This window comes from Hymenobacter cellulosivorans (assembly GCF_022919135.1).
GTDB lineage: Bacteria > Bacteroidota > Bacteroidia > Cytophagales > Hymenobacteraceae > Hymenobacter > Hymenobacter cellulosivorans.
The window spans coordinates 4,057,839-4,076,120 of record NZ_CP095049.1; the positions used below are offsets into that span (position 1 = coordinate 4,057,839).

The following is an 18,282-nucleotide window of genomic DNA, read 5'->3' on the forward strand; positions in this document are numbered from 1 at the left end:
GCTAACGATTTTAGTGGTCCCGAAGAAAGAAGGTTGTTTTACGTAATAAGGTGGTGTTTATCAGAAGGGAAATGGCTTTGAGCTAAAGGGTAGGATACAGCTGTTGAAGGCTTTTAACTGGGGCGCGTAGCGGTGGTAGCGTTGGCATTGTAAGCAACATAAGCCCGGCTGATAAGGCTACGAATAGGGAGCAAACAGTATAAAATCGGGGCGGAGGACCTGCGGAAAAAAGAATGGCGCGGCCCCCAACCAAGGAGCCACGCCATGTCTAAATCCAATCACCTGGGCGCAAGATTTCACTGCTTACATGAGGGTTGGGTGAAGTCGCATTTTTCTATCCTTGCTTAATAGCCATTTTGCTTAGCCAGCCAATAGCGCCCGAGGTACTGCGTACTAGGCGGAACCCCCGGAACTCACCCAGCACCGCTACCTGACTACGGGCCGGCAGCGTGTCGAGGGGGGCCGCGGCGGCCGTGGGGTAGGCGTACAAATCGGCGGTAGCAGCCAGGGCCTCCCGGCGCAGGGCGGGCGCAGCGGCGGGCACCACGGCCTCGGCGGCCACGTAGCCGATGCGGCCATCGGGCTGCTCGACGCGGTACCAGCTGGCCTGGCTGCCGAGCACAAATAGGGGCGTATTACGGCTCATGGCTACCACGGCGCTACCCTTAGTGGCAGGGCTGCGGCGTAGGTTGGTGGTTTTCTCTTTTACCCGCACCCACTGGCCCAGGCGCTCGGGCTTGGTCCGCGGAGCCGGCGGCAAGGCGTCGGCATGGCGCACAAAGGGGAAGGGGTCGACAGCCCCGCGGCCGGCCCGGTACACGCCGAAGTGCAGGTGGGGCTGGGTAGTGCGGGCATTACCGGTATTGCCCACCAGACCCAGCGTGTCGCCGGCTTTTACCACCTGGCCGGGCTGCACGAGCTGCTTATCGAGATGGGCGTAGTAGATGTGCTGCCCGTGTTGGGCATCGGCCAGCCATACCACGTTGCCGCCCAGCTTGGTCACGCCCGTGCGCGTAATCATCCCCGACACGACGGCCACGGCGGGCGTGCCGCGCTTGGCGAAGATGTCGATGCCCTCGTGGCGGCGGGCACCTTGGTCACGGTCGGCGCCCCAGAAGCTGCCCACGGCCACGTCGTTTTTGCCCTTCACCGGAAAGCCCAAGGATGGAGCCCGCTGAATGCGCAGGGTGTAGCGGCCGGCACGCAGCAGCTCGGGCTGCACCCGCAAGAGGTGCTGCTGGTCATCGGGGGCGTCGTAGCTGAACGACAGGGCCGTGGTATCGGCCGAGGCTATGGGGCTGGGCAGGCGGTTGGGGCTGAGCTCGTAGGCGTCCAGAAAAACGTGGGCATCAGTGCCGGCGGCCAGCGTCAGGCTGATGTTGATACGCTCCCCGGCCCGCACGGCGTAGCGGTAGGAGGCGGCCATGGCCCGGTCGGCCCGAAACAGGCCGGTTTCCTGGAAGGGTAGGGTCACGACCAGCGAGTCGCGCAGGGCACGGTCGGCGGCAGCCAGCCAGTCGCGGCCCAGGGCCGTTTCGTCGAGCTGGGCCTGGCGCAGGCGGCGGGCGTAGGCTTCGTGGGGCGTGCTTTTCTGGAAGAGACCCTGCAGGGTTTGCTGCTGGCTACAGGCGGTGGTTAAAACAATAAGAAACAGAAAGCGGAGCGACAGGCGGATAGCGGACATCGAGCGGGATTGATATATCCGTCTAAACCCTAAATCCGGGTTAGTGGTTCGCCTGACAGCCCAGGCGCTGCGGAGCTCCTGGTCCGCGCGTACCGAGGCCTCCGCGGGAGCTGGGAGGCCAGTGGTCGGGCGTTCCAAGGGGGCGGCAGCGCGTAAAAACCGTTTACTTTGCTCTTCCACCCAACCTTTCTGCCCTATGAAGCTCATCGAATGCCCCCGCGACGCCATGCAGGGCCTGACCGAGTTTATCCCGACTCCCACCAAAATCAGCTACCTCAACGCCCTGCTGCGCGTGGGCTTCGATACGCTTGACTTCGGCTCCTTCGTCTCGCCCAATGCCATTCCGCAGCTGCGCGACACGGCCGAGGTACTCGCTGGCCTCGATTTGAGCCAGACCCGCACCAAGCTGCTGGCCATCGTGGCCAACCTACGCGGGGCCGAAACGGCAGCCAGCTTCCCCGAAATTCAGTACATCGGCTTTCCCCTGTCGGTGTCCGAAACCTTCCAGCTGCGCAACACCAACAAAACCATTCCCGAGGCCCTGAGTGAGCTGGCAGCCATGCAGGATTTGTGCGAAAAAACGGGCAAGACGCTGGTTACCTACCTGTCCATGGGTTTCGGCAACCCCTACGGCGACCCGTGGAGCCCCGAAACCGTGGCCGACTTCACCCAGCAGCTCGCCGACATGGACGTGCGCGTAGTAGCCCTCTCGGATACCATCGGGGCCTCGTCGGCGGCTACTATCGAACCCCTGTTTCGCCAGCTGATTCCGGCCTTTCCGGGCATCGAGTTTGGAGCCCACCTGCACACCACGCCCGGCACCTGGCGCGAGAAAGTGCAGGCGGCCTACTCAGCCGGCTGCCGCCGCTTCGACGGGGCCCTGGGCGGCATCGGAGGCTGCCCCATGGCCGCCGACGAGCTGACCGGCAACATGCCCACGGAAAACCTAGTGGCTTACTTCTCCGAAATCGGGGAAGACACCGGCCTCGACCCCAAAGCCCTGACCCAGGCCTGGCAGGCCGCCGGCTCGGTGTTTCATTTTTAAGGGGTGACGAGCTATTTTGCTTGTAGGGACGAGTAGTTGCATCTCGTCATCGAACTACCATCATTGAAATGCTTTCTGGGTAAAAAGCAGAATAAACACCCTTTGCAACAATAGAGACGCAATTATGCGTCTCCATACTCCAAACCACACGCCATGCCTACTGCTGTCGACTTGTTCATTCCTTGCTTCGTGGATCAGCTTTTTCCCGACACCGCCATGAACATGGTGAAAGTGCTGGAAAAGCTGGGCTGCGAGGTGCATTACAACGGCAACCAGACTTGCTGCGGCCAACCGGCCTACAACGCCGGCTACAAGGCTGAAAGCTGCTCGGTAGCCACCAAGTTTCTGCGCGACTTCCCCTCCGACACGGGCCGCTACATTGTGAGTCCGTCGGCGTCGTGCGTGGGCATGGTGCGCAACACCTACGCCGAGCTCTTCGAGAACACGCCCGAGCAAGGCCAGTACCACAGCGTGCAGCGTCGCATCTTCGAAATGACCGAGTTTATCGTCGACGTACTGGGCGTATCTGCCATTCAGGGGGCCCAGCTGCCCGGCAAGTACACCTACCACGACTCCTGCTCGGCCCTGCGGGAGTGCGGCATCCGGGAAGCTCCGCGCCAATTGCTCGACGCCGTACGGGGCCTGGAGCGGTTGGAAATGGCCGAAACCGAAACCTGCTGCGGCTTCGGCGGCACCTTCGCCGTGAAGTTTGAGGCCATTTCGGTAGCTATGGCCGAGCAGAAGGTCGAGCATGCCCTGGCCACCGGCGCCGACTACCTCATCAGCACCGACACCAGCTGCCTGATGCACCTGGACGCCTACATCCGCCGGGAGAAAAAGCCCATCAAAACCATGCATGTGGCTGATGTGCTGGCTAGTGGGTGGTAAAATATAAGCCGCTCATAGCGGGGAAGCAGGACGAAGCTGCGTGTCATGGCGAGGCTAAAGGTCGAAGCAATCCGTCCTCTGAAATGTGCCGAGTGTTCTAAACTGAAAAGCCCCTTACTACCACGTGGAGTAAGGGGCTTTCTGGTAAAAGAACGTTTCTGCCTGCGCAGAGGACGGATTGTTTCGTCCTCGCAAGGACATGTTAGACTTACAGCAGCTTCTGAATCCGCTGCTTCAGGCCTTCGGTGGCTTCGAGCAGGGGCAGGCGGGCGGCGGGGGAGCAGATACCCAGCGCCTCCAGCACGGCTTTGATGCCCACAGGGTTGGCTTCCTCGTACATGAGCGGGTTCAGGGGCAGAAACTCGAAGAGCAGCTTGGTCGCTTCCTGGTAGTTGCCGGCCAATGCCAGGCGGGTCATGTCGCTCATGCGCTTGGGGTAGGCATTGCCCAGCACGCTGATCACGCCTTCGGCCCCGAAGGAAATCATGGGCGTGGTCAGCATATCGTCGCCGCTGATGAGCAGGAAGCCTTCAGGCCGGCGGGCGGCAATCATCATGCACTGCTCCAGGTTGCCGCTGGCTTCCTTGATGCCGATAATGTTGGGGTGCTGGGCCAGGCGCAGCGTGGTTTCGGCGGTCAGGTTGGAGCTGGTGCGGCCGGGCACGTTGTAGAGCAGGATGGGCAGCGGGCTCAGGTCGGCCAGGCGCAGGTAGTGCTGAATGATGCCCTGCTGGCTGGGTTTGTTGTACGCGGGGCTGGCCGAGAGAATGGCGGTGATGCCGGTCAAATCGGTGGTGCGCAGCAGGGTTTCGAGGCCGGCCGTGTCGTTGCCGCCGATGCCGTACACGAGTGGCACGCGGCCCGCTACGTGTTCTTTCACCACGCGCAGGATTTCAGCCTTTTCCTCGGCCGTCGTCGTGGGCGACTCGGCCGTGGTGCCGTTGATAACGAGGTATTCTACACCGCCCTCAATGTTGAAATCGAGCAGGCGACGCAGGGCGGGGTAGTCGACGGCGTGGTCGGGGGCGGGGGTGAAGGGCGTGATGAGCGCAACGCCCGTGCCGCGAAGTTTGTCCATGCGGGGAATTAGCTGTTGTTTTGTGACTTGGAAGGCCGGTGGCGAAGATACAACGCGCTTGGTCACGGTTGGCTTCCGGCATTTTCTCCCCAAAAGTACCGGGTCTGGCTTTGTGCCGCCGCAATTCACCGAATGATTTTGTTCCGTACCCCGCTTTTCGCGGCCGCCGCAGCCCTGGCAGCCAGCTCATTTCTCACCGCCTGCGACACCAAGCCCACCACGGCCTCCGAAGCCGGCAGCCCCACGGCTGAAGCCGTAACGTCGGATTCGGCCGCCACGGCCGCGGCTATGTCGGGCACCGCGGCCACGACTAATGAGGAAGCCAACGCCACGCCCGCGCCCGACCCGAGCAGCATTCCGGCCAACAAGATTGCCGACGCGGCCACCATCACGGCCCGTCCCCAGGTGCCGATTCTGTGCTACCACCAGATTCGCGACTGGCGCGCCAAGGACTCAAAAGGCGCTAAGGACTACATCGTTCCGGTGCAGCAGTTCAAGGACCAGATCAAGATGCTGGCCGACTCGGGCTACCACACCATTCTGCCCGACCAGCTCTATGCCTACCTGACCACGGGCGCCAAACTGCCGAGCAAGCCCATCATGCTCACCTTCGACGATACCGACCTCGACCAGTTCACGGTAGCCCGCCCCACGCTCGATAAATACGGCTACAAGGCCGTGTACTTCGTGATGACCGTGAGCCTAGGTCGCCCCAACTACATGAGCAAGGCCCAGGTGAAGCAGCTCTCGGATGAGGGCAACGTCATCGGCTCCCACACCTGGGACCACCACAACGTGAAGAAGTACCAGGGCGAAGACTGGGTAACCCAGATTGAGAAGCCCACCAAGACCCTGGAGGAAATTACGGGCAAGGACATCAAGTACTTCGCCTACCCCTTCGGCCTCTGGAACCCCGAGGCCATCCCGCAGCTCAAGCAGCGCGGTATGGTGGCGGCCTTCGTGCTGGCCGAGAAGCGCGACCCGCAAGACCCGCTGTTCACCATCCGCCGCATCATTGCCAGCGGCTACTGGAAGCCCCGGACCCTGCACAACAGCATCGTACAGAGCTTCTAACGCTCGGTCGCAAGTATTTGTCGGTGTCATGGCGAGCGAAGCGCGGCCATCCGTCCTCTACTAGTACTAGCGACAAACGCTCTTTTACCAGAAAGCCCTTTTCCGTTGCGTACGGGAAAGGGCTTTTTACATTAGAAGGCTCAGCACACTTCAGACGACGGATTGCTTCGCCTTGCTCGCAATGACAATGAAAAAGGGGTTGGCGAATCTGCGCAGCGGACGGGCCTACTCCTTTTTTGCTTGGCTGTAAAGCAGCTTGCCCTGGTGAAGCGTGTAGGCCACATCGGCGAAGGCTCGGACGTCCGTAGCCGGGTCGCTGCGCAGGATGACCAAGTCCGCACTCATGCCCTTGGCCACTTTGCCCGTTTGGGCGTCCCGGCCAAAGCGTCGGGCGGGAGCGGTAGTTAGAGCCGCCAGAATCTGGGGAAAGCGTAGGCCAGCTTGGTTCATGAGCAGGTACTCATCGGCGGGCGAATAATCCCGCATGTAGCCGACATCCGTACCAAAAAGAATTTCCCCACCGGCCTGAGCATACACATTCAGTTGCTGCTGGCCCACCTGCAACAAGGCGTTTTTGTCGGGAGGAATGCCGGCCTGCTCCAGTTCCCACTTAAAGAGCTTCAGCGTCGGAATGAGGGCCATGTTGGCCGCGCGCATGGCCTGCACGGTTTGGGTATCCCACACCCGCCGGTCGTCCGGAGCCACGTGCGTCAGGATATCGACCCCGCCCTGGGCCGCGAGGGAAACGCCCAGCAAATTGGTTGGGTGGGCAAAAACTGGTTTCTGATGGGCATGAGCCACCGCTACCGCGGCCCGAATGGTAGCTAGGGGCATGGGTACGACTGCCCGACCGGTAGGTGAGGCCGACCACATTTTGATGGCATCGGCGCCAGCGGCCAGTTGCCCTTGCACGTGCTGGGCAGCCTGCTCGGGCGAGTTTGCTTCGGCCAGCTGTAGCGGCTCAATGTAGGCTGGGTTGCCGGCCGGCGGCGTAAAAGGCTCACCGGCGGAGAGAATAGTGGGGCCGGGCACTAGCCCCGTAGCAATGCGCGCCCGCAGCCGCAGTAGGTTCTTCAGGTCCAGCGTGGCCAGATCGAAGGCGTAGGTGAAGCCGTAGCGGGTCAGCATCTGCTGCAACTGCCGGCTTAAGCGCGGCGCGGCAATGGTATCGGCCCTCAGCCACTTGGGCTCTATGAAATGGACGTGACAATTCCAGAACCCGGCCGTCAGGACCATCCCGCGGCAATCAATGAGGGGGGTATGGGCCGGAATGCGCACCTGCCGGGCCGTTCCCACAGCTGCAATTTTACCCTGCCGTAGCAGCACTACGCCGTTGAGAATGGGGCTGGCCTCCGGAGAAGGGTAGATTTTTGCGCCGACCAGTGCCAGATCAGCCGGCGCCGGCTCGGCAACCCGGGCCTGGGCGAACAGGTATCTGCCCAACAGAGCAGCCACGAAAACCAGGCAGGTAAGTAGGTGCCCACGAGGGATAATGCCCATAAGAGAAGTTCTTTAGCGGAGACGATGCAAACTAGGAGTTTGAATATATAGTATTACCTGTGTTGAAACATTGTCAGAGCGTACAAGCCAAGAATGCGTCAGTTGAGTGGCTGCTTTGGTACCGGCCGCCTATTGGGAATTTCAGAACGGGGTATATTCCCAGCAACTTCCAATCTAAGGTTTCGCCAAGAACTTCGCTATGCAGCAGAAAGCCCTTTTCCACCGAAGTAGAAAAGGGCCTTCTGATAAAAGGATGGAACCAGCTGCGCTAGGCTCGCCCGGACCGGGGACTATTCCGTTTTTACGCCCGCGGCTTTCAAGTCCTTGAACGCACCGGCGTTGACTAGCTTTCGGAAGCCCTTTTCCTGCATCAGCCCCGCGGCTTTGCCGCTGCGGTTGCCGGAGGCACAGTACAGCACGTAGGTTTTGGTCGTGTCGAGGCTGGCCAGCTGGGTGGGGAAGTTAGGGTCGCGGAAGTTCAGGTTCTGGGCGCCCTGGAGGTGGCCAGTGGCAAATTCCTCGGGGGTGCGCACATCCAGCACCACTACGTTACGCTTCTTGAGCAGCTTCTGGGTTTCGGCCGGGGACGTGATGGGCCGACTGGGCGCGGTAGAGGTCGGCGCGGTTTGCTGGCCGGTGGTAATAGGCTGGGTGTTGCCACCGGCGGGAGTGGTTTGGGCAAAAGCCGCAGAAGCACTTAGCAGCGCGCAGAGCACAGCTGCCGAAAAGGCGGGGCGAAGCATAAGCGGAATAAGTAAGAAGAAGGCTTTCAGGCTAGTAGCAAACAGCCGGGGGCTACAAAGTGCGCCGCCAGAAGGCGTTACAACCGTGAGCCGGGGTGGGAATCGACCGGCTTGCAGCAAGGCGCGGTCCGGCTCACGGTTGAAAGCCAAAATACCACCGGAACAGTGGTTTCAGCCGCTAAAATAGGGAACCTTACTGACCTAAATCGTTTGCAGTGGGCTCAGGGGCCGGAAAAGTCTCAGTGGAGGCCGTTTCCGCGCTGGAATCGAGGTTTTGGGAGGTTAAAATTTCTTCCTCTTCCTCGTTTTGCGTCACGGTTGGAATCATGGCCAGCAAGTCGGTTTCGGAAATGATGGGCACTTTGAGCTCGGTGGCCTTTTCACGCTTGGCTGGGCCCATTTTGTCGCCGGCTACCAGGTAGCTGAGCTTCTTGCTGATGGAACCGGTGATTTTGCCCCCGTTGAGCACGATAAGCTGCTGCAATTCCTCCCGGCTGTGCTCCTCGAATACGCCCGAAAGCACGAAAGTCAGCCCGGCCAGCCGGTCGCTGACGGCCTGGGGGGCTTCCCCGGTGAGAGCCAGCTGCACGCCGGCTACCCGCAGCCGCTCGACCAGGGCACGGTTGGCCTCGTTCTGGGTCCAGGCAGCCAGGGACTCGGCAATGACGCCGCCGACTTCAGGCACGGCCCCCAGCTCGGGAGCCGCGGCCTGCAGGATGGCGTCCATCGAGCGGTAGTGGTTGGCCAGCTTTTCGGCCACGGTTTCGCCCACGTAGCGGATGCCCAGCCCGAACAGGACCCGGTCGAAGGGCACTTGCTTACTGCCTTCCACTCCGTTGAGTAGGTTCTGAATAGACTTTTCGCCCAGGCGCTCCAGGCCGGTGAGCTTGTCGGCGGAAAGGTCGTAAATGTCGGCCGGGGTGCGGACCAGGCCCAGGTCGAAGAAGCGGGCTACGGTTTCGGCACCCAGGCCGTCGATGTTCAGCGCCTTGCGCGAAACGTAGTGCTCCAGCTTGGCCTTGAGCTGGGGCGCGCAGCCCGTGTCGTTGGGGCAGCGGAAGTGGGCCTCGCCCTCGGGCCGGATCAGAGGAGTGCCGCAGGCGGGGCACTCGGTGGGATACTGGATGGGCTGGCTGTCGGCCTCGCGGGCGGTAAGGTCGACGCCGGTGATTTTGGGAATGATTTCGCCGCCTTTCTCCACGAAGACCATGTCGCCCAGGCGCAGGTCAAGGGCGGCAATCTGGTTGGCGTTGTGCACGGAAGCGCGCTTGACGACCGTGCCGGCCAGGGGCACGGGCGTGAGCATGGCCACGGGCGTGACAGCCCCGGTACGGCCAACCTGGTACTGAATGCTGTTGAGGCGGGTGCGGGCGGCCTCGGCCGGATACTTGTAAGCTATGGCCCAGCGGGGGCTTTTGGAGGTGAAGCCCAGCACTTCCTGCTGCTGGAAGTCGTCGACTTTGATAACGATGCCGTCGGTGGCGACGGGCAGCTCGAAGCGCTTCTTTTCCCAGTGGTGGATGAAGTCGAGGACTTCCTCGATGCTGTGGCACTGGCGCCAGGTGTCGGACACGGGCAGGCCCCAAGATTTGAGGGCTTCCAGGGAGGCGCTGTGGGTGGGGAAGACGCCGCGGACGGGGCTCAGGAAGCTGTAGGCGAAAAAGCGCAGGCGGCGGGCCGCTACCAGGGCCGAATCCTGGAGCTTGAGCGTGCCGCTGGCCGCGTTGCGGGGGTTGGCCAGCAGGGCCTCGCCATTTTGCTCACGCTCCTTGTTGAGGTCATCGAAGACGGGCAGGGGCATGAAGATTTCGCCGCGCACCTCGAACTCGGCGGGCTGGGCGGGGCCGGCGGCGCGCAGGTGCAGGGGCAGGTTCTTGATGGTGCGCACGTTGCTCGTGACCACGTCGCCGCGGGTGCCGTCGCCGCGGGTGACGCCCTGGGTAAGCTGGCCGTTTTCGTAGGTCAGGCTCATGGCTACGCCGTCGAACTTCATTTCGCAGACGTAGGCAAACTCGGCGCCTTCCAGGCCGCGGCGCACCCGTTCATCGAAGTCGCGCAGGTCGGCCTCGGAGTAGGTGTTGCCCAGGCTGAGCATGGGGTACTTGTGCGGGGCCGTGGGAAACTGCTTGGTGATGGTGCCGCCCACGCGCTGGGTGGGAGAGTTGGGCAGGGCTAGCTCGGGGTAGTCTTTTTCGAGCTGCTGGAGCTCAGCCAGCAGCTGGTCGAACTCCTGGTCACTGACTTCGGAGGTGTCCTGCTGGTAATATTGGTGGTTGAGGTAGTGCAGCCGCTCGGTGAGGGCCGTAATTTTCTCTTGGATGGCGGTAGTGTCGGACATAGGGCAAAAGTAACCGGGTTGCGGACAGTGTACGCAGTTTTAGTTGCTGGTTGTTTGGTGTCAGTGGTTCGGTGGGGCGCCGTTGAGTAGAAACATTCTCCGTTGGGGTTGGCAGCTCCCCCGTTGGGGTAGAAAGCTGCTCTGCCGGGCTTGGCAGCTTCTCCGTCAGGGTAGAAGCCTTATCCGTCAGGGCGGGAAGCTGCTCCGTTGGGGTAAGTAATTGCGCCGTCGTAGTTGGATGCTACTTCGCCGGGGAGGAACGAAAAAGGCAGCTCTTGCGGGCTGCCTTTGGGTTGCAAATGCGTAGCACCACCTACGCAGTTCACGCTACAGCGGGTTGAGTCTGTGGCTTAGTCCTGCACTAGCACGCCATCGGCCTCGAAGTTGAGCTGCTCCTCGGGCTGGGTAATGGCCGCTACTTCCTTCGCCGACTTGCCCGCGTCCTTGGCGTAGTGCTGCAAGTCCTCGACGGGCACGACTTCGCGGTGGGCCCAGCCATTGATAACCACGGTTTTGCCGCTGATGTCCTTGGGCACGAAGAAGGCGTAGTCTTTGAAGCGCACCCGCATAGCTTTGCCCTCGGCGGTGGTCAGCGTGAGCCAGCAGCCCTTGGCCTGGCAAACCTCGGCGGCGGTGCCCACCAGCTTCACCTGGGCCGAATCCTGCCCGCCCAGTACCTGGCGCAGCTCGCTCATGGGGCGGGCGCCGGCGGCGGTAATGGCCGCGCCGTAGGTTTTGCCGGGGGCGGCCGATGCGGCGGCTGTGGGCTGGGCCGGGGCGTCGGCGGCAGTGGTTTCGGGAGTAGAAGACGATTGGCAGGAAGCCAGGGCCAGTAGGCTGGCGGCCAGGGCAAGGTGCTTGAGAGTCATGGGGAGAGAAACGAAAAAGGGGCCGAAGATTCGGCCCCTAAACTAGTGGTTTTCCGCAAAGTACTACTGGCCCTGGCCGGCGTTGACGCTGGCTAGGGTGCGGGTCTGACTGAGCTTGCCCTTCTTGTCGTAGACTTCGGTTTTGACGATGCCCATCGTGGGCGAGTAGTAGTCGACGACCTTATAGGTAGTGCGCATCACCATGTCCTTGCGGGCCTGGGTGGCATCCTCATGCTCCGACTCAATCGTGTAGCAGGAAAACGTGCCGGCCGGGGTGGTTACCGGGGCCGGGCCGCTGACGACTTTGCGCTTGCGGGCAAAGCTGCTCACCTTGGCAATATCGACCACCGAGCTGCTGACCTGTACCTCGCTGCCGCCGGCGGGCAGGCTGGAGCCAACTTGGGGCTGGTGGGGCCAGGCCAGAGCCACGGGGGAGTACACGAATTTCCGGTCCCGGAATGAGCGGATGCTTTCGGGCTTAAACTCGCTCATGCCGTCGATGAAGCTCGTGTCCTGGCGGCAGGAAATGGTCAGGTCCTGCATGTTGAGTAAGCGGCTCTTGGTATCGTAGAGGCCGCTCTTAAGCAGCACGCTATGGGTTTCGACGGTCTTCTTCTTGTTCATTTCCGAGCTCAGGCTGACCACCCGCATGCGCACCTCGCCAGTGGGCTTGCCGTCGGCCGAGGTCAGGCGGTATACCCGCTCGTTGTTGTCGGTAAGGCCAAAGGGGTGGTGGCAGTCGAGGCCGGTGGCGGCCGGGGCCGTTTCGGGGGCAGTGGTGGCTGCGGCGGGGCGGGCGGCAGCGGGCGGCGCTACCTGGGCCCAGAGCGGCGGCGTCAGGGGCAAGTGGGCCAGCAACAGGGACGATAACAGGCGAAAAGCGGGGAAGGCAGACATGGCGGGAGAAGGTGAACAGTAGGAGCGGGGCCTGGGCAACATACGCAGGCAACTTTATTTAGATTTACGCCGGCTACGGCAAACGGCCTGCCAGGCTTGCGGCGGGGCTAGGCCCTGTAACTTGCGCGGACCGGGTACGTTTGCCCGGTAGCACTCACCCTTTCATTTACCTATTTTCTTTCTTCCCATGGCTGATTCTTCCCAATCATCCGGCAGCTGGGCCGACACGGCCGCTTCGCTGCTTTCCAAGCTTTCCGGTGGCGTCGAGCTGAACCTAGCTTTCGACCAGATGGAGCTGCAGGTGCCCAATGCCCAAAACCCTAACGGCCCGGCCGGTACCTGGCGCCTCAACGGCTCGTTGCGCATCCGCACCCGCGGCGAAAACCCCGCCGCCAGCCCGGCTGCCCCCCAGTTGCCCGCCGCCAAGTCGGAGCCCCTTGGCTAGCGGCCTCGACATTGAGGCGCGCCTGGTAGTGACCATGGATGGGGACGACATCCAGATTGCCGGCTCGGGCTCCTACTTGATTGTGAACTTGCCCAACCAGCGGGTGCTCGACAAGCTCACCAGCGGGCCTCCTAAGCCGCCGGGGGCGAAAAAGCCCAAGCCCCCAGCCGGCAATGCGCCCGACCCCTGCAGCAGCTCAACGACCTGGCCCGGCAGCTGGGCCTGATCCTGGATTTGCGGGTGGCCGGCAAAACCTATGTCACCTTCGGGGCAGGCCGCACAGCCAAGATTACACTCAACGCCGTGCTGGGAAAAATCGGGTCCTTTTTTAAGGGCGGATAACCCAAAATAAGGCCGGCCGCGGAATGGCATTTTACGTATCTTGCTCTATAGCCACTAAGGCCGCCGGCGAGGTCGAGTACGGAACTTATGGCTCCTGGATTGGTTTCCAGAACGTACGTTGCCCCTCTCTGCCCCGATGATGAATTCCGACAAAGAACGTAAAGACAAAGTAGGTGCCGGCCGGCCGGCGTCGGCCTTCACCCGCATCGAGCGGGTACCGCCGCTGCTCATGCTCCTGTACCTGGCCATGGTGGGCATCTCGGTGATGTTCGTCATCCTGGTGGCGGCCTATATCCAGACCCGCCACCTGAACGGAATGGCCACCGGTGCCCATCCGCTGCCGCGCTATTTTTCTCTGAGTACCATTGTGTTACTTATTAGTAGCTACACCCTTAGTCAAGCTCAGCGCATCTACCGCTCCGACGATATGCGCACCCTTACCCGCTGCCTAGGAGCCACGCTGCTGTTGGGTAGCATCTTTGCGGGCCTCCAGATCCTGGGCTGGCGGGAGCTGATGAACCAGGGTGTCTTTTTCAGCGGGGAAGCCAGCGGCACGTATATCTACCTAATTTCGGCCCTGCACGTGGCGCACTTGCTGGGCGGCATGCTCTTTCTGCTGGCCCTGATGCTGCGCACCATGCACGCCTCCCGAGACGCGGTTCGCTCGTTGGTATTTATCCGGGACCCGTACCGCCACCGGCAGTTGCGGATGCTGAATATTTACTGGCACTTCATTGATGCCCTCTGGGTAGCGTTGTTCGGCGTGTTTCTGTTCTTGTACTAAGTCTGCCAGGCTGCTACAGCCCAATAAAAAAAGCCCCGGCGTGAATCTCACATCGGGGCTTTTTTATGCAGATCAGAGAGGGGGTAGAGGCGCGTATTCGCGGCTTAGGCGTTGCTGAAGCTGGTAGTCGTCGTGCACCGGCGCGACGCCAATAGGCATCTTTACAGCACCAGCTCCGTCTAGGGCGCAATGGTTACGGTGCCCCGGTAGCTTTTGTCGGTGAACTCAATTAGCAGAAAGTAAACGCCGGCGGGCAGGCCGCCCCCATCCCACTTAAAGGTGCGGTTGGTCGTCTGGTACACCATATTTCCCCAGCGGCTGAAAATTTTGATGTTGGCCAGGCGGGAGTCGCAGAAGTCGGGCGGCAGGGTGGGCAGCTCGAAGAAGTCGTGGTTACCGTCGTTGTTGGGCGTGAAGATGTTGGCCGGCATGAAGGGCGGATACTCGGGCCGCAGCACCTCAAAGCGCATTGTGCGGCTAATGGGCACCGGCCGGCAAGTAGTTTCCTGCAACTGAAACGTGACTTCGGTGATTTCGCGCTGGGCCACCGTGCAGCTCGGGTCCCACTCGAAAGTAGCCGTTGCCTTGCCCGCGCCGTTGCGGGCGGTAAAGCGCATCCCGGCTTCGGCCAGCGTAAGTCCGTCGACGGAGGCCGTCAAGGTCAGTTGGTCATTATCCGCATCGAGGCCTTCGAGGGTAAGCTGGTAAGGCTCACCCAACCGGTGCCGGATAAGTGGGGCCGCGTCAGAGGCCGTGAGCGTCGGGGGGGTGTTGGCGTATTCGATTTGAATGGGCACCACTATCGGCGGCGAAGCCTGGCGTTCGTCGCAGGGCTTAGCGGCGGCCCTAAACTCGAATTCGTACAGAAATTTATCCGTCGGCGGGCAGGGCACGCGCCAGGTAAAGGTGCCGTTTACCGAGGCGCCGGTCGTGTTCTGCACCATCGTGGCACCCACGCTGCCCGGCGTAAAGCCCCGGCCGATCATCTCCAGCGTTACGGGGTCGGAGTCGGGGTCCCGGCCCGTCACCTGGAAGGTCACCAGGTCGCCGATGCGCACACGAAGGGGCAGGCCGGGCCCAGCCGTGGTGGCTACCGTGGGCACACTATTGGGGTCGGGGATACCGGTAAAGGCCAGGCGCACCGTGTCGCGCTTGGGCAGGCTGCAGCCGTTGTCGGCCACAATGACGTCGAGCAGATACACTCGACCCTTCGTGTCGAGGCATTTGGAAAAGCACAGCTCCGAAAACAGGGTGTCGGGCGCGCCGGTCGTGCGCACCATACCCTGCGACACGGTGAACGTGGGTAGCGGGGCAGTGAAGTTGACCGGGCGGATCGACAGGCTAAGCCGGGAAGTAGGGTCGGGGTCGGTGAAGCGCAGCTTCAGGCAGCGGCCGTTGCTGGGCCCCAGTTGCAGCACGTCCCGGCCGGGCTGGTAGGGTTGGTTGCTGCCCGGCAGCAACACTTTCACCTCGGGCTTGGTGTTGCGCGGGCAGTCGATGACCTGAAGCTGGAAGTCGCGGCGCACCTCGCTGATTTTTATTCCCTTGCGGTATTCCGAGCATTTGATACCGAACACGAAGAGTCCCAGCTGACTAGGGCGTACTTCCAGCCGCCCACTAAAGCGGTTCACGCTCAGGGCCGGGGTGCCGGGAATCTGGTTGAGAACACTCAGGCCCGGCATCCATTGGATGGGGGCATAGGGCTGGGGCTGGGCCTGCTCGGGCTTGGGCATATTGGTATCGGAGTGCCCGTTCAGTGGTGTCGAAAGCTCATAAACCAGCGAGTCGCCGTCCACGTCCTGACCACCGAAATCGTAGTAAAACAGCTCTCCACGGCAGGCATAGTCGCTCAGGGGCGGAAAAATCCGGGGGGTAGAGTTGATAAATGGCTGCCCGTTGCGTACCACGGCCGGAAACTCCAGGTAGTAGGTCTGGCCCGCGTTGCCGGGGTTGCGAATGTTGCGGATGCTGTTGTTGCGGCAGCACCGCTCCACGGCTGCGTAGTAGCCCGCCGGGTTGTTATACCGGTCGGCGGCCAGCGTAATCGGGCCGCTGTACTGAATGCGGCGGGTGCTCAGAACAGGCAGGGTGCAGGCAATATCGGAGTACGCCACATTGGTGTTGGACACCAGCGGTAAAACCAAATTCTGCATCCGCCGGTCGGTGCCCTTTTCGAAAATGCCTACCGACAGGTCGCTGTCCAGCGCGCCTGGGTTGCCATACACGGCGTCGAAATACAAGTTGAGGTTGAGGCGGTAGGTGCTGCCCGACTGGTATTGCAGGTCCAGTTCTCCGCCCACAATATGGGTGGCCCAGCCCGGCAAAGCGCCCAGGATCAGCAGCAGCAGAACAGGAAAAAAGCGAGGTAAAAAACGAGGCATAGGCGGAAATGCTAAGTGCTTTCGAAAGATACAAAACCTGAAGCCGTGGCCCCAGCGTTTCATCGGGAGTTTGCGCCCCGGTGTGTATCTTAGCTGCACTTATCACCGGTACCAGAGCGGTTGTCCGGGCGGCCTCTTTTTTTCCGTTTCGCATGCGTCGTATTCTTTACTCCTTATTAACCAGCGGTTTGCTGGCCGGAGCTGCCCAGGCTCAGATACCCAGCTACCAGCCTCAGCGCGCCGACCTCGACGGCACGGCCGCCCGCAGCTGCGCCCTTACCCACCAGCAGGGAGCGCTGCGGCAGCCCGCCGCCACGGTTCGGCACCGCCAGAAGATGGAGCGTTACGACGTGAAGTACTATAAGCTTGACATTGCCCTCGAAAACAACTCGCGCAACGTGGGTGGCTCAGTGCGTATGCTGGCCCAAAGCGGCCCGAGCCTCGATTCGCTGGCCTTTGAGCTGTATCCCACGCTCACGATTGATTCGGTAGTAGTGAATGGCAAAAAAGTAGTGGGTACCCGCCGCGCCCTCGGCGACGTGACCGTGCGCCTGGCCCAGGCCGTGCCAGCCAACTCGCTTTTCAATGCTTACATCTACTACCGCGGCACGGCGCCCAACGGCAACTCGGCCGCCATCGGCAACGCCCTGGACACGGAAGTAGACCCGGATTATGGCACCAGCGTGACCTGGAGTCTGAGTGAGCCATTCAATGCCTACGAGTGGTGGCCCTGCAAGCAGGTGCTTACCGACAAAGCCGACTCCTCCGACGTGTGGGTGACGACTTCGAGCCTCAACAAGGTTGGCTCCAACGGCGTTCTGGAGCGGGTCACGCCCCGGCCCAATGGCAAAAGCCGCTACGAGTGGAAGTCCCGCTACCCTATTGCGTATTACCTGGTGTCGGTGGCTGTGGCGCCCTACGTGGAGTACGTGAACTACGCCAACCCCGCTGGTGGGCCCACCATTCCCATCGTCAACTACGTTTACAATACGGCGGCGCTGAATGACTACCGCGAGGAGTTGGACCGGACCCCGGGCTTTATTGCAAACTTCTCTAATCTAGTGGGCCTCTATCCGTTTGCCAAGGAAAAGTACGGGCATTCCATGGCACCCATCGGCGGCGGCATGGAGCACCAGACGATGACCACCCAGGATGGATTCAACTTCACGCTCACGGCCCACGAGCTGTTTCACCAGTGGTTTGGCGACAACGTGACCTGCGCTTCCTGGCAGGATATCTGGCTCAATGAGAGCTTTGCTTCCTACGGCGAATATCTCTCGCTCAATGCCTTTGCAGCGCCGGCCCAGGCCCGCGGCTGGATGGACAACGCCCACGCTATAGCCATGCAGAACCCCGGTGGCAGCGTGTACGTGGCCGATACGACCAGCGTCAACCGCATCTTCAGCACCCGGCTTAGCTACAAGAAAGGCGCGGCCGTAGTGCACATGCTGCGCTATTTACTTAACGATGACGTGAAGTTCTTCCGGGCCCTGCGCACCTTCCAGACGCGCTTTTCCGGCAGCACGGCCCGCACCAGCGACCTGCAGCGCATCTTCGAAGCCGAAGCCGGCAGCTCGCTCGATACCTTTTTCCGCCAGTGGTACCGTGGCGAAGGCTACCCGACTTTCAACGTGCGCTGGACTCAGGCCGGCAGCTCGCTCTATCTGAAAACCTCCGAAATGGTGTCGATGCCCACCGTAACGCCCTTCTTCGATACCCCGGTCGACTACAAAATCAACTACAGCAATGGTACCAGCCAGACGGTCCGCCTGCGGCAAAGCCAGGCTGAAACAAGCTTCACCGTGCCCGTGGCCGGCACCGTGACCAGCCTCCAGGTAGACCCCGACCAGTGGCTGCTCAACGCCCCTGGCACGGTCAGCCGCGACAATACGCTCTCAACCAAAGCGGCCGCTACCATGCTGCCCCTGGCAGTATACCCCAACCCTTGCCGCGAGGTGCTGCAGCTGAGCAACCTGACCATGCGCACGGCTCAGGCCGTGGTGACGGACATGACCGGCCGCGTGGTACTGCGCCAGACCGTAGGCGCCAGCCACACCCAGCTCGCCACGGCTGCCCTGATTCCGGGAATCTATCACCTGCAGGTAACAACTCCGGAAGGCGAGGTTTCGCTGGCTCGGTTTGTGCGCGAGTAGGCTTCAGCGTTTCTTGCCAATAAAAAGCCCCGCCGTACATCCGGCGGGGCTTTTTATTGGA

General features: G+C 61.6%; 15 protein-coding genes. 7 read left to right on the plus strand and 8 right to left on the minus strand.

Annotation, left to right across the window (positions count from 1 at the left end; translation table 11 throughout):
- Nucleotides 1-334: 334 nt before the first annotated feature.
- On the minus strand, nucleotides 335-1,684 hold the full coding sequence (locus MUN80_RS17145; RefSeq protein WP_244714692.1) for a peptidoglycan DD-metalloendopeptidase family protein: 1,350 nt from the start codon (nucleotides 1,682-1,684) through the stop codon (nucleotides 335-337).
- 196 nt (nucleotides 1,685-1,880) lie between these two features.
- Between MUN80_RS17145 and MUN80_RS17150 the strand changes: the two genes are divergently transcribed.
- Both MUN80_RS17150 and MUN80_RS17155 read left to right on the plus strand, forming a co-directional pair.
- Nucleotides 1,881-2,729 carry a hydroxymethylglutaryl-CoA lyase gene (locus MUN80_RS17150; protein ID WP_244714693.1) on the plus strand — a complete coding sequence of 283 codons (849 nt, stop codon included), beginning with the start codon at nucleotides 1,881-1,883 and terminating at the stop codon, nucleotides 2,727-2,729.
- Nucleotides 2,730-2,882: 153 nt separating this feature from the next.
- Nucleotides 2,883-3,617: a (Fe-S)-binding protein gene (locus tag MUN80_RS17155; protein WP_244714694.1), complete on the plus strand. Its 735-nt coding sequence runs from the start codon at nucleotides 2,883-2,885 to the stop codon at nucleotides 3,615-3,617.
- Between the two features lie 208 nt (nucleotides 3,618-3,825).
- On the opposite strand, the gene dapA is transcribed toward MUN80_RS17155, so the two are convergent.
- On the minus strand, nucleotides 3,826-4,695 hold the full coding sequence (gene dapA / locus MUN80_RS17160) for a 4-hydroxy-tetrahydrodipicolinate synthase (protein WP_244714695.1): 870 nt from the start codon (nucleotides 4,693-4,695) through the stop codon (nucleotides 3,826-3,828).
- A gap of 132 nt (nucleotides 4,696-4,827) precedes the next feature.
- Here dapA and MUN80_RS17165 point away from each other — a divergent pair, with 132 nt between their 5' ends.
- Entirely contained in the window at nucleotides 4,828-5,769 is a 942-nt protein-coding gene (locus tag MUN80_RS17165) for a polysaccharide deacetylase family protein (protein ID WP_244714696.1), read from the plus strand.
- Nucleotides 5,770-5,994: 225 nt separating this feature from the next.
- Here MUN80_RS17165 and MUN80_RS17170 read toward each other — a convergent pair whose 3' ends face one another.
- The 5 genes from MUN80_RS17170 to MUN80_RS17190 form a co-directional block, all read right to left on the minus strand.
- On the minus strand, nucleotides 5,995-7,224 hold the full coding sequence (locus MUN80_RS17170) for an amidohydrolase family protein (RefSeq protein ID WP_244714697.1): 1,230 nt from the start codon (nucleotides 7,222-7,224) through the stop codon (nucleotides 5,995-5,997).
- Nucleotides 7,225-7,559: 335 nt separating this feature from the next.
- Nucleotides 7,560-8,012: a rhodanese-like domain-containing protein gene (locus MUN80_RS17175; protein WP_244714698.1), complete on the minus strand. Its 453-nt coding sequence runs from the start codon at nucleotides 8,010-8,012 to the stop codon at nucleotides 7,560-7,562.
- 193 nt (nucleotides 8,013-8,205) lie between these two features.
- Nucleotides 8,206-10,350, minus strand: coding sequence for an NAD-dependent DNA ligase LigA (gene ligA, locus MUN80_RS17180; protein WP_244714699.1), 2,145 nt, complete (start codon nucleotides 10,348-10,350; stop codon nucleotides 8,206-8,208).
- A gap of 350 nt (nucleotides 10,351-10,700) precedes the next feature.
- Nucleotides 10,701-11,219, minus strand: coding sequence for a DUF4920 domain-containing protein (locus tag MUN80_RS17185; protein ID WP_262922013.1), 519 nt, complete (start codon nucleotides 11,217-11,219; stop codon nucleotides 10,701-10,703).
- 63 nt (nucleotides 11,220-11,282) lie between these two features.
- Nucleotides 11,283-12,116, minus strand: coding sequence for a TapB family protein (locus MUN80_RS17190; RefSeq protein ID WP_244714700.1), 834 nt, complete (start codon nucleotides 12,114-12,116; stop codon nucleotides 11,283-11,285).
- Between the two features lie 187 nt (nucleotides 12,117-12,303).
- Between MUN80_RS17190 and MUN80_RS17195 the strand changes: the two genes are divergently transcribed.
- The 3 genes from MUN80_RS17195 to MUN80_RS17205 all read left to right on the plus strand — a co-directional run bounded on the left by MUN80_RS17195 (nucleotide 12,304) and on the right by MUN80_RS17205 (nucleotide 13,687).
- On the plus strand, nucleotides 12,304-12,561 hold the full coding sequence (locus MUN80_RS17195) for a hypothetical protein (protein ID WP_244714701.1): 258 nt from the start codon (nucleotides 12,304-12,306) through the stop codon (nucleotides 12,559-12,561).
- On the plus strand, nucleotides 12,554-12,787 hold the full coding sequence (locus MUN80_RS17200; RefSeq protein WP_244714702.1) for a hypothetical protein: 234 nt from the start codon (nucleotides 12,554-12,556) through the stop codon (nucleotides 12,785-12,787). The genes MUN80_RS17195 and MUN80_RS17200 overlap by 8 nt, the downstream gene beginning before the upstream one ends.
- Before the next feature lie 252 nt (nucleotides 12,788-13,039).
- Nucleotides 13,040-13,687, plus strand: coding sequence for a cytochrome c oxidase subunit 3 (locus MUN80_RS17205; RefSeq protein WP_244714703.1), 648 nt, complete (start codon nucleotides 13,040-13,042; stop codon nucleotides 13,685-13,687).
- Between the two features lie 179 nt (nucleotides 13,688-13,866).
- Here the strand turns inward: MUN80_RS17205 and MUN80_RS17210 are convergent, their stop codons facing one another.
- Nucleotides 13,867-16,068, minus strand: a complete 2,202-nt coding sequence (locus MUN80_RS17210) for a T9SS type B sorting domain-containing protein (RefSeq protein WP_244714704.1) — start codon at nucleotides 16,066-16,068, stop codon at nucleotides 13,867-13,869.
- A gap of 152 nt (nucleotides 16,069-16,220) precedes the next feature.
- On the opposite strand from MUN80_RS17210, the gene MUN80_RS17215 reads away from it, so the two are divergent.
- On the plus strand, nucleotides 16,221-18,221 hold the full coding sequence (locus MUN80_RS17215; RefSeq protein ID WP_244714705.1) for a M1 family metallopeptidase: 2,001 nt from the start codon (nucleotides 16,221-16,223) through the stop codon (nucleotides 18,219-18,221).
- Nucleotides 18,222-18,282 lie beyond the last annotated feature (61 nt).

What these genes read in the sequence shown, in the direction of transcription:
- MUN80_RS17145 (WP_244714692.1), bottom strand. Translation starts at nt 1,684, where the DNA reads ATGTCCGCTATCCGCCTGTCGCTCCGCTTTCTGTTTCTTATTGTTTTA.
- MUN80_RS17205 (WP_244714703.1), top strand. Translation starts at nt 13,040, where the DNA reads ATGATGAATTCCGACAAAGAACGTAAAGACAAAGTAGGTGCCGGCCGG.
- MUN80_RS17195 (WP_244714701.1), top strand. Translation starts at nt 12,304, where the DNA reads ATGGCTGATTCTTCCCAATCATCCGGCAGCTGGGCCGACACGGCCGCT.
- MUN80_RS17175 (WP_244714698.1), bottom strand. Translation starts at nt 8,012, where the DNA reads ATGCTTCGCCCCGCCTTTTCGGCAGCTGTGCTCTGCGCGCTGCTAAGT.
- MUN80_RS17215 (WP_244714705.1), top strand. Translation starts at nt 16,221, where the DNA reads ATGCGTCGTATTCTTTACTCCTTATTAACCAGCGGTTTGCTGGCCGGA.
- MUN80_RS17190 (WP_244714700.1), bottom strand. Translation starts at nt 12,116, where the DNA reads ATGTCTGCCTTCCCCGCTTTTCGCCTGTTATCGTCCCTGTTGCTGGCC.
- MUN80_RS17185 (WP_262922013.1), bottom strand. Translation starts at nt 11,219, where the DNA reads ATGACTCTCAAGCACCTTGCCCTGGCCGCCAGCCTACTGGCCCTGGCT.
- MUN80_RS17155 (WP_244714694.1), top strand. Translation starts at nt 2,883, where the DNA reads ATGCCTACTGCTGTCGACTTGTTCATTCCTTGCTTCGTGGATCAGCTT.
- dapA (WP_244714695.1), bottom strand. Translation starts at nt 4,695, where the DNA reads ATGGACAAACTTCGCGGCACGGGCGTTGCGCTCATCACGCCCTTCACC.
- MUN80_RS17210 (WP_244714704.1), bottom strand. Translation starts at nt 16,068, where the DNA reads ATGCCTCGTTTTTTACCTCGCTTTTTTCCTGTTCTGCTGCTGCTGATC.
- ligA (WP_244714699.1), bottom strand. Translation starts at nt 10,350, where the DNA reads ATGTCCGACACTACCGCCATCCAAGAGAAAATTACGGCCCTCACCGAG.
- MUN80_RS17150 (WP_244714693.1), top strand. Translation starts at nt 1,881, where the DNA reads ATGAAGCTCATCGAATGCCCCCGCGACGCCATGCAGGGCCTGACCGAG.
- MUN80_RS17165 (WP_244714696.1), top strand. Translation starts at nt 4,828, where the DNA reads ATGATTTTGTTCCGTACCCCGCTTTTCGCGGCCGCCGCAGCCCTGGCA.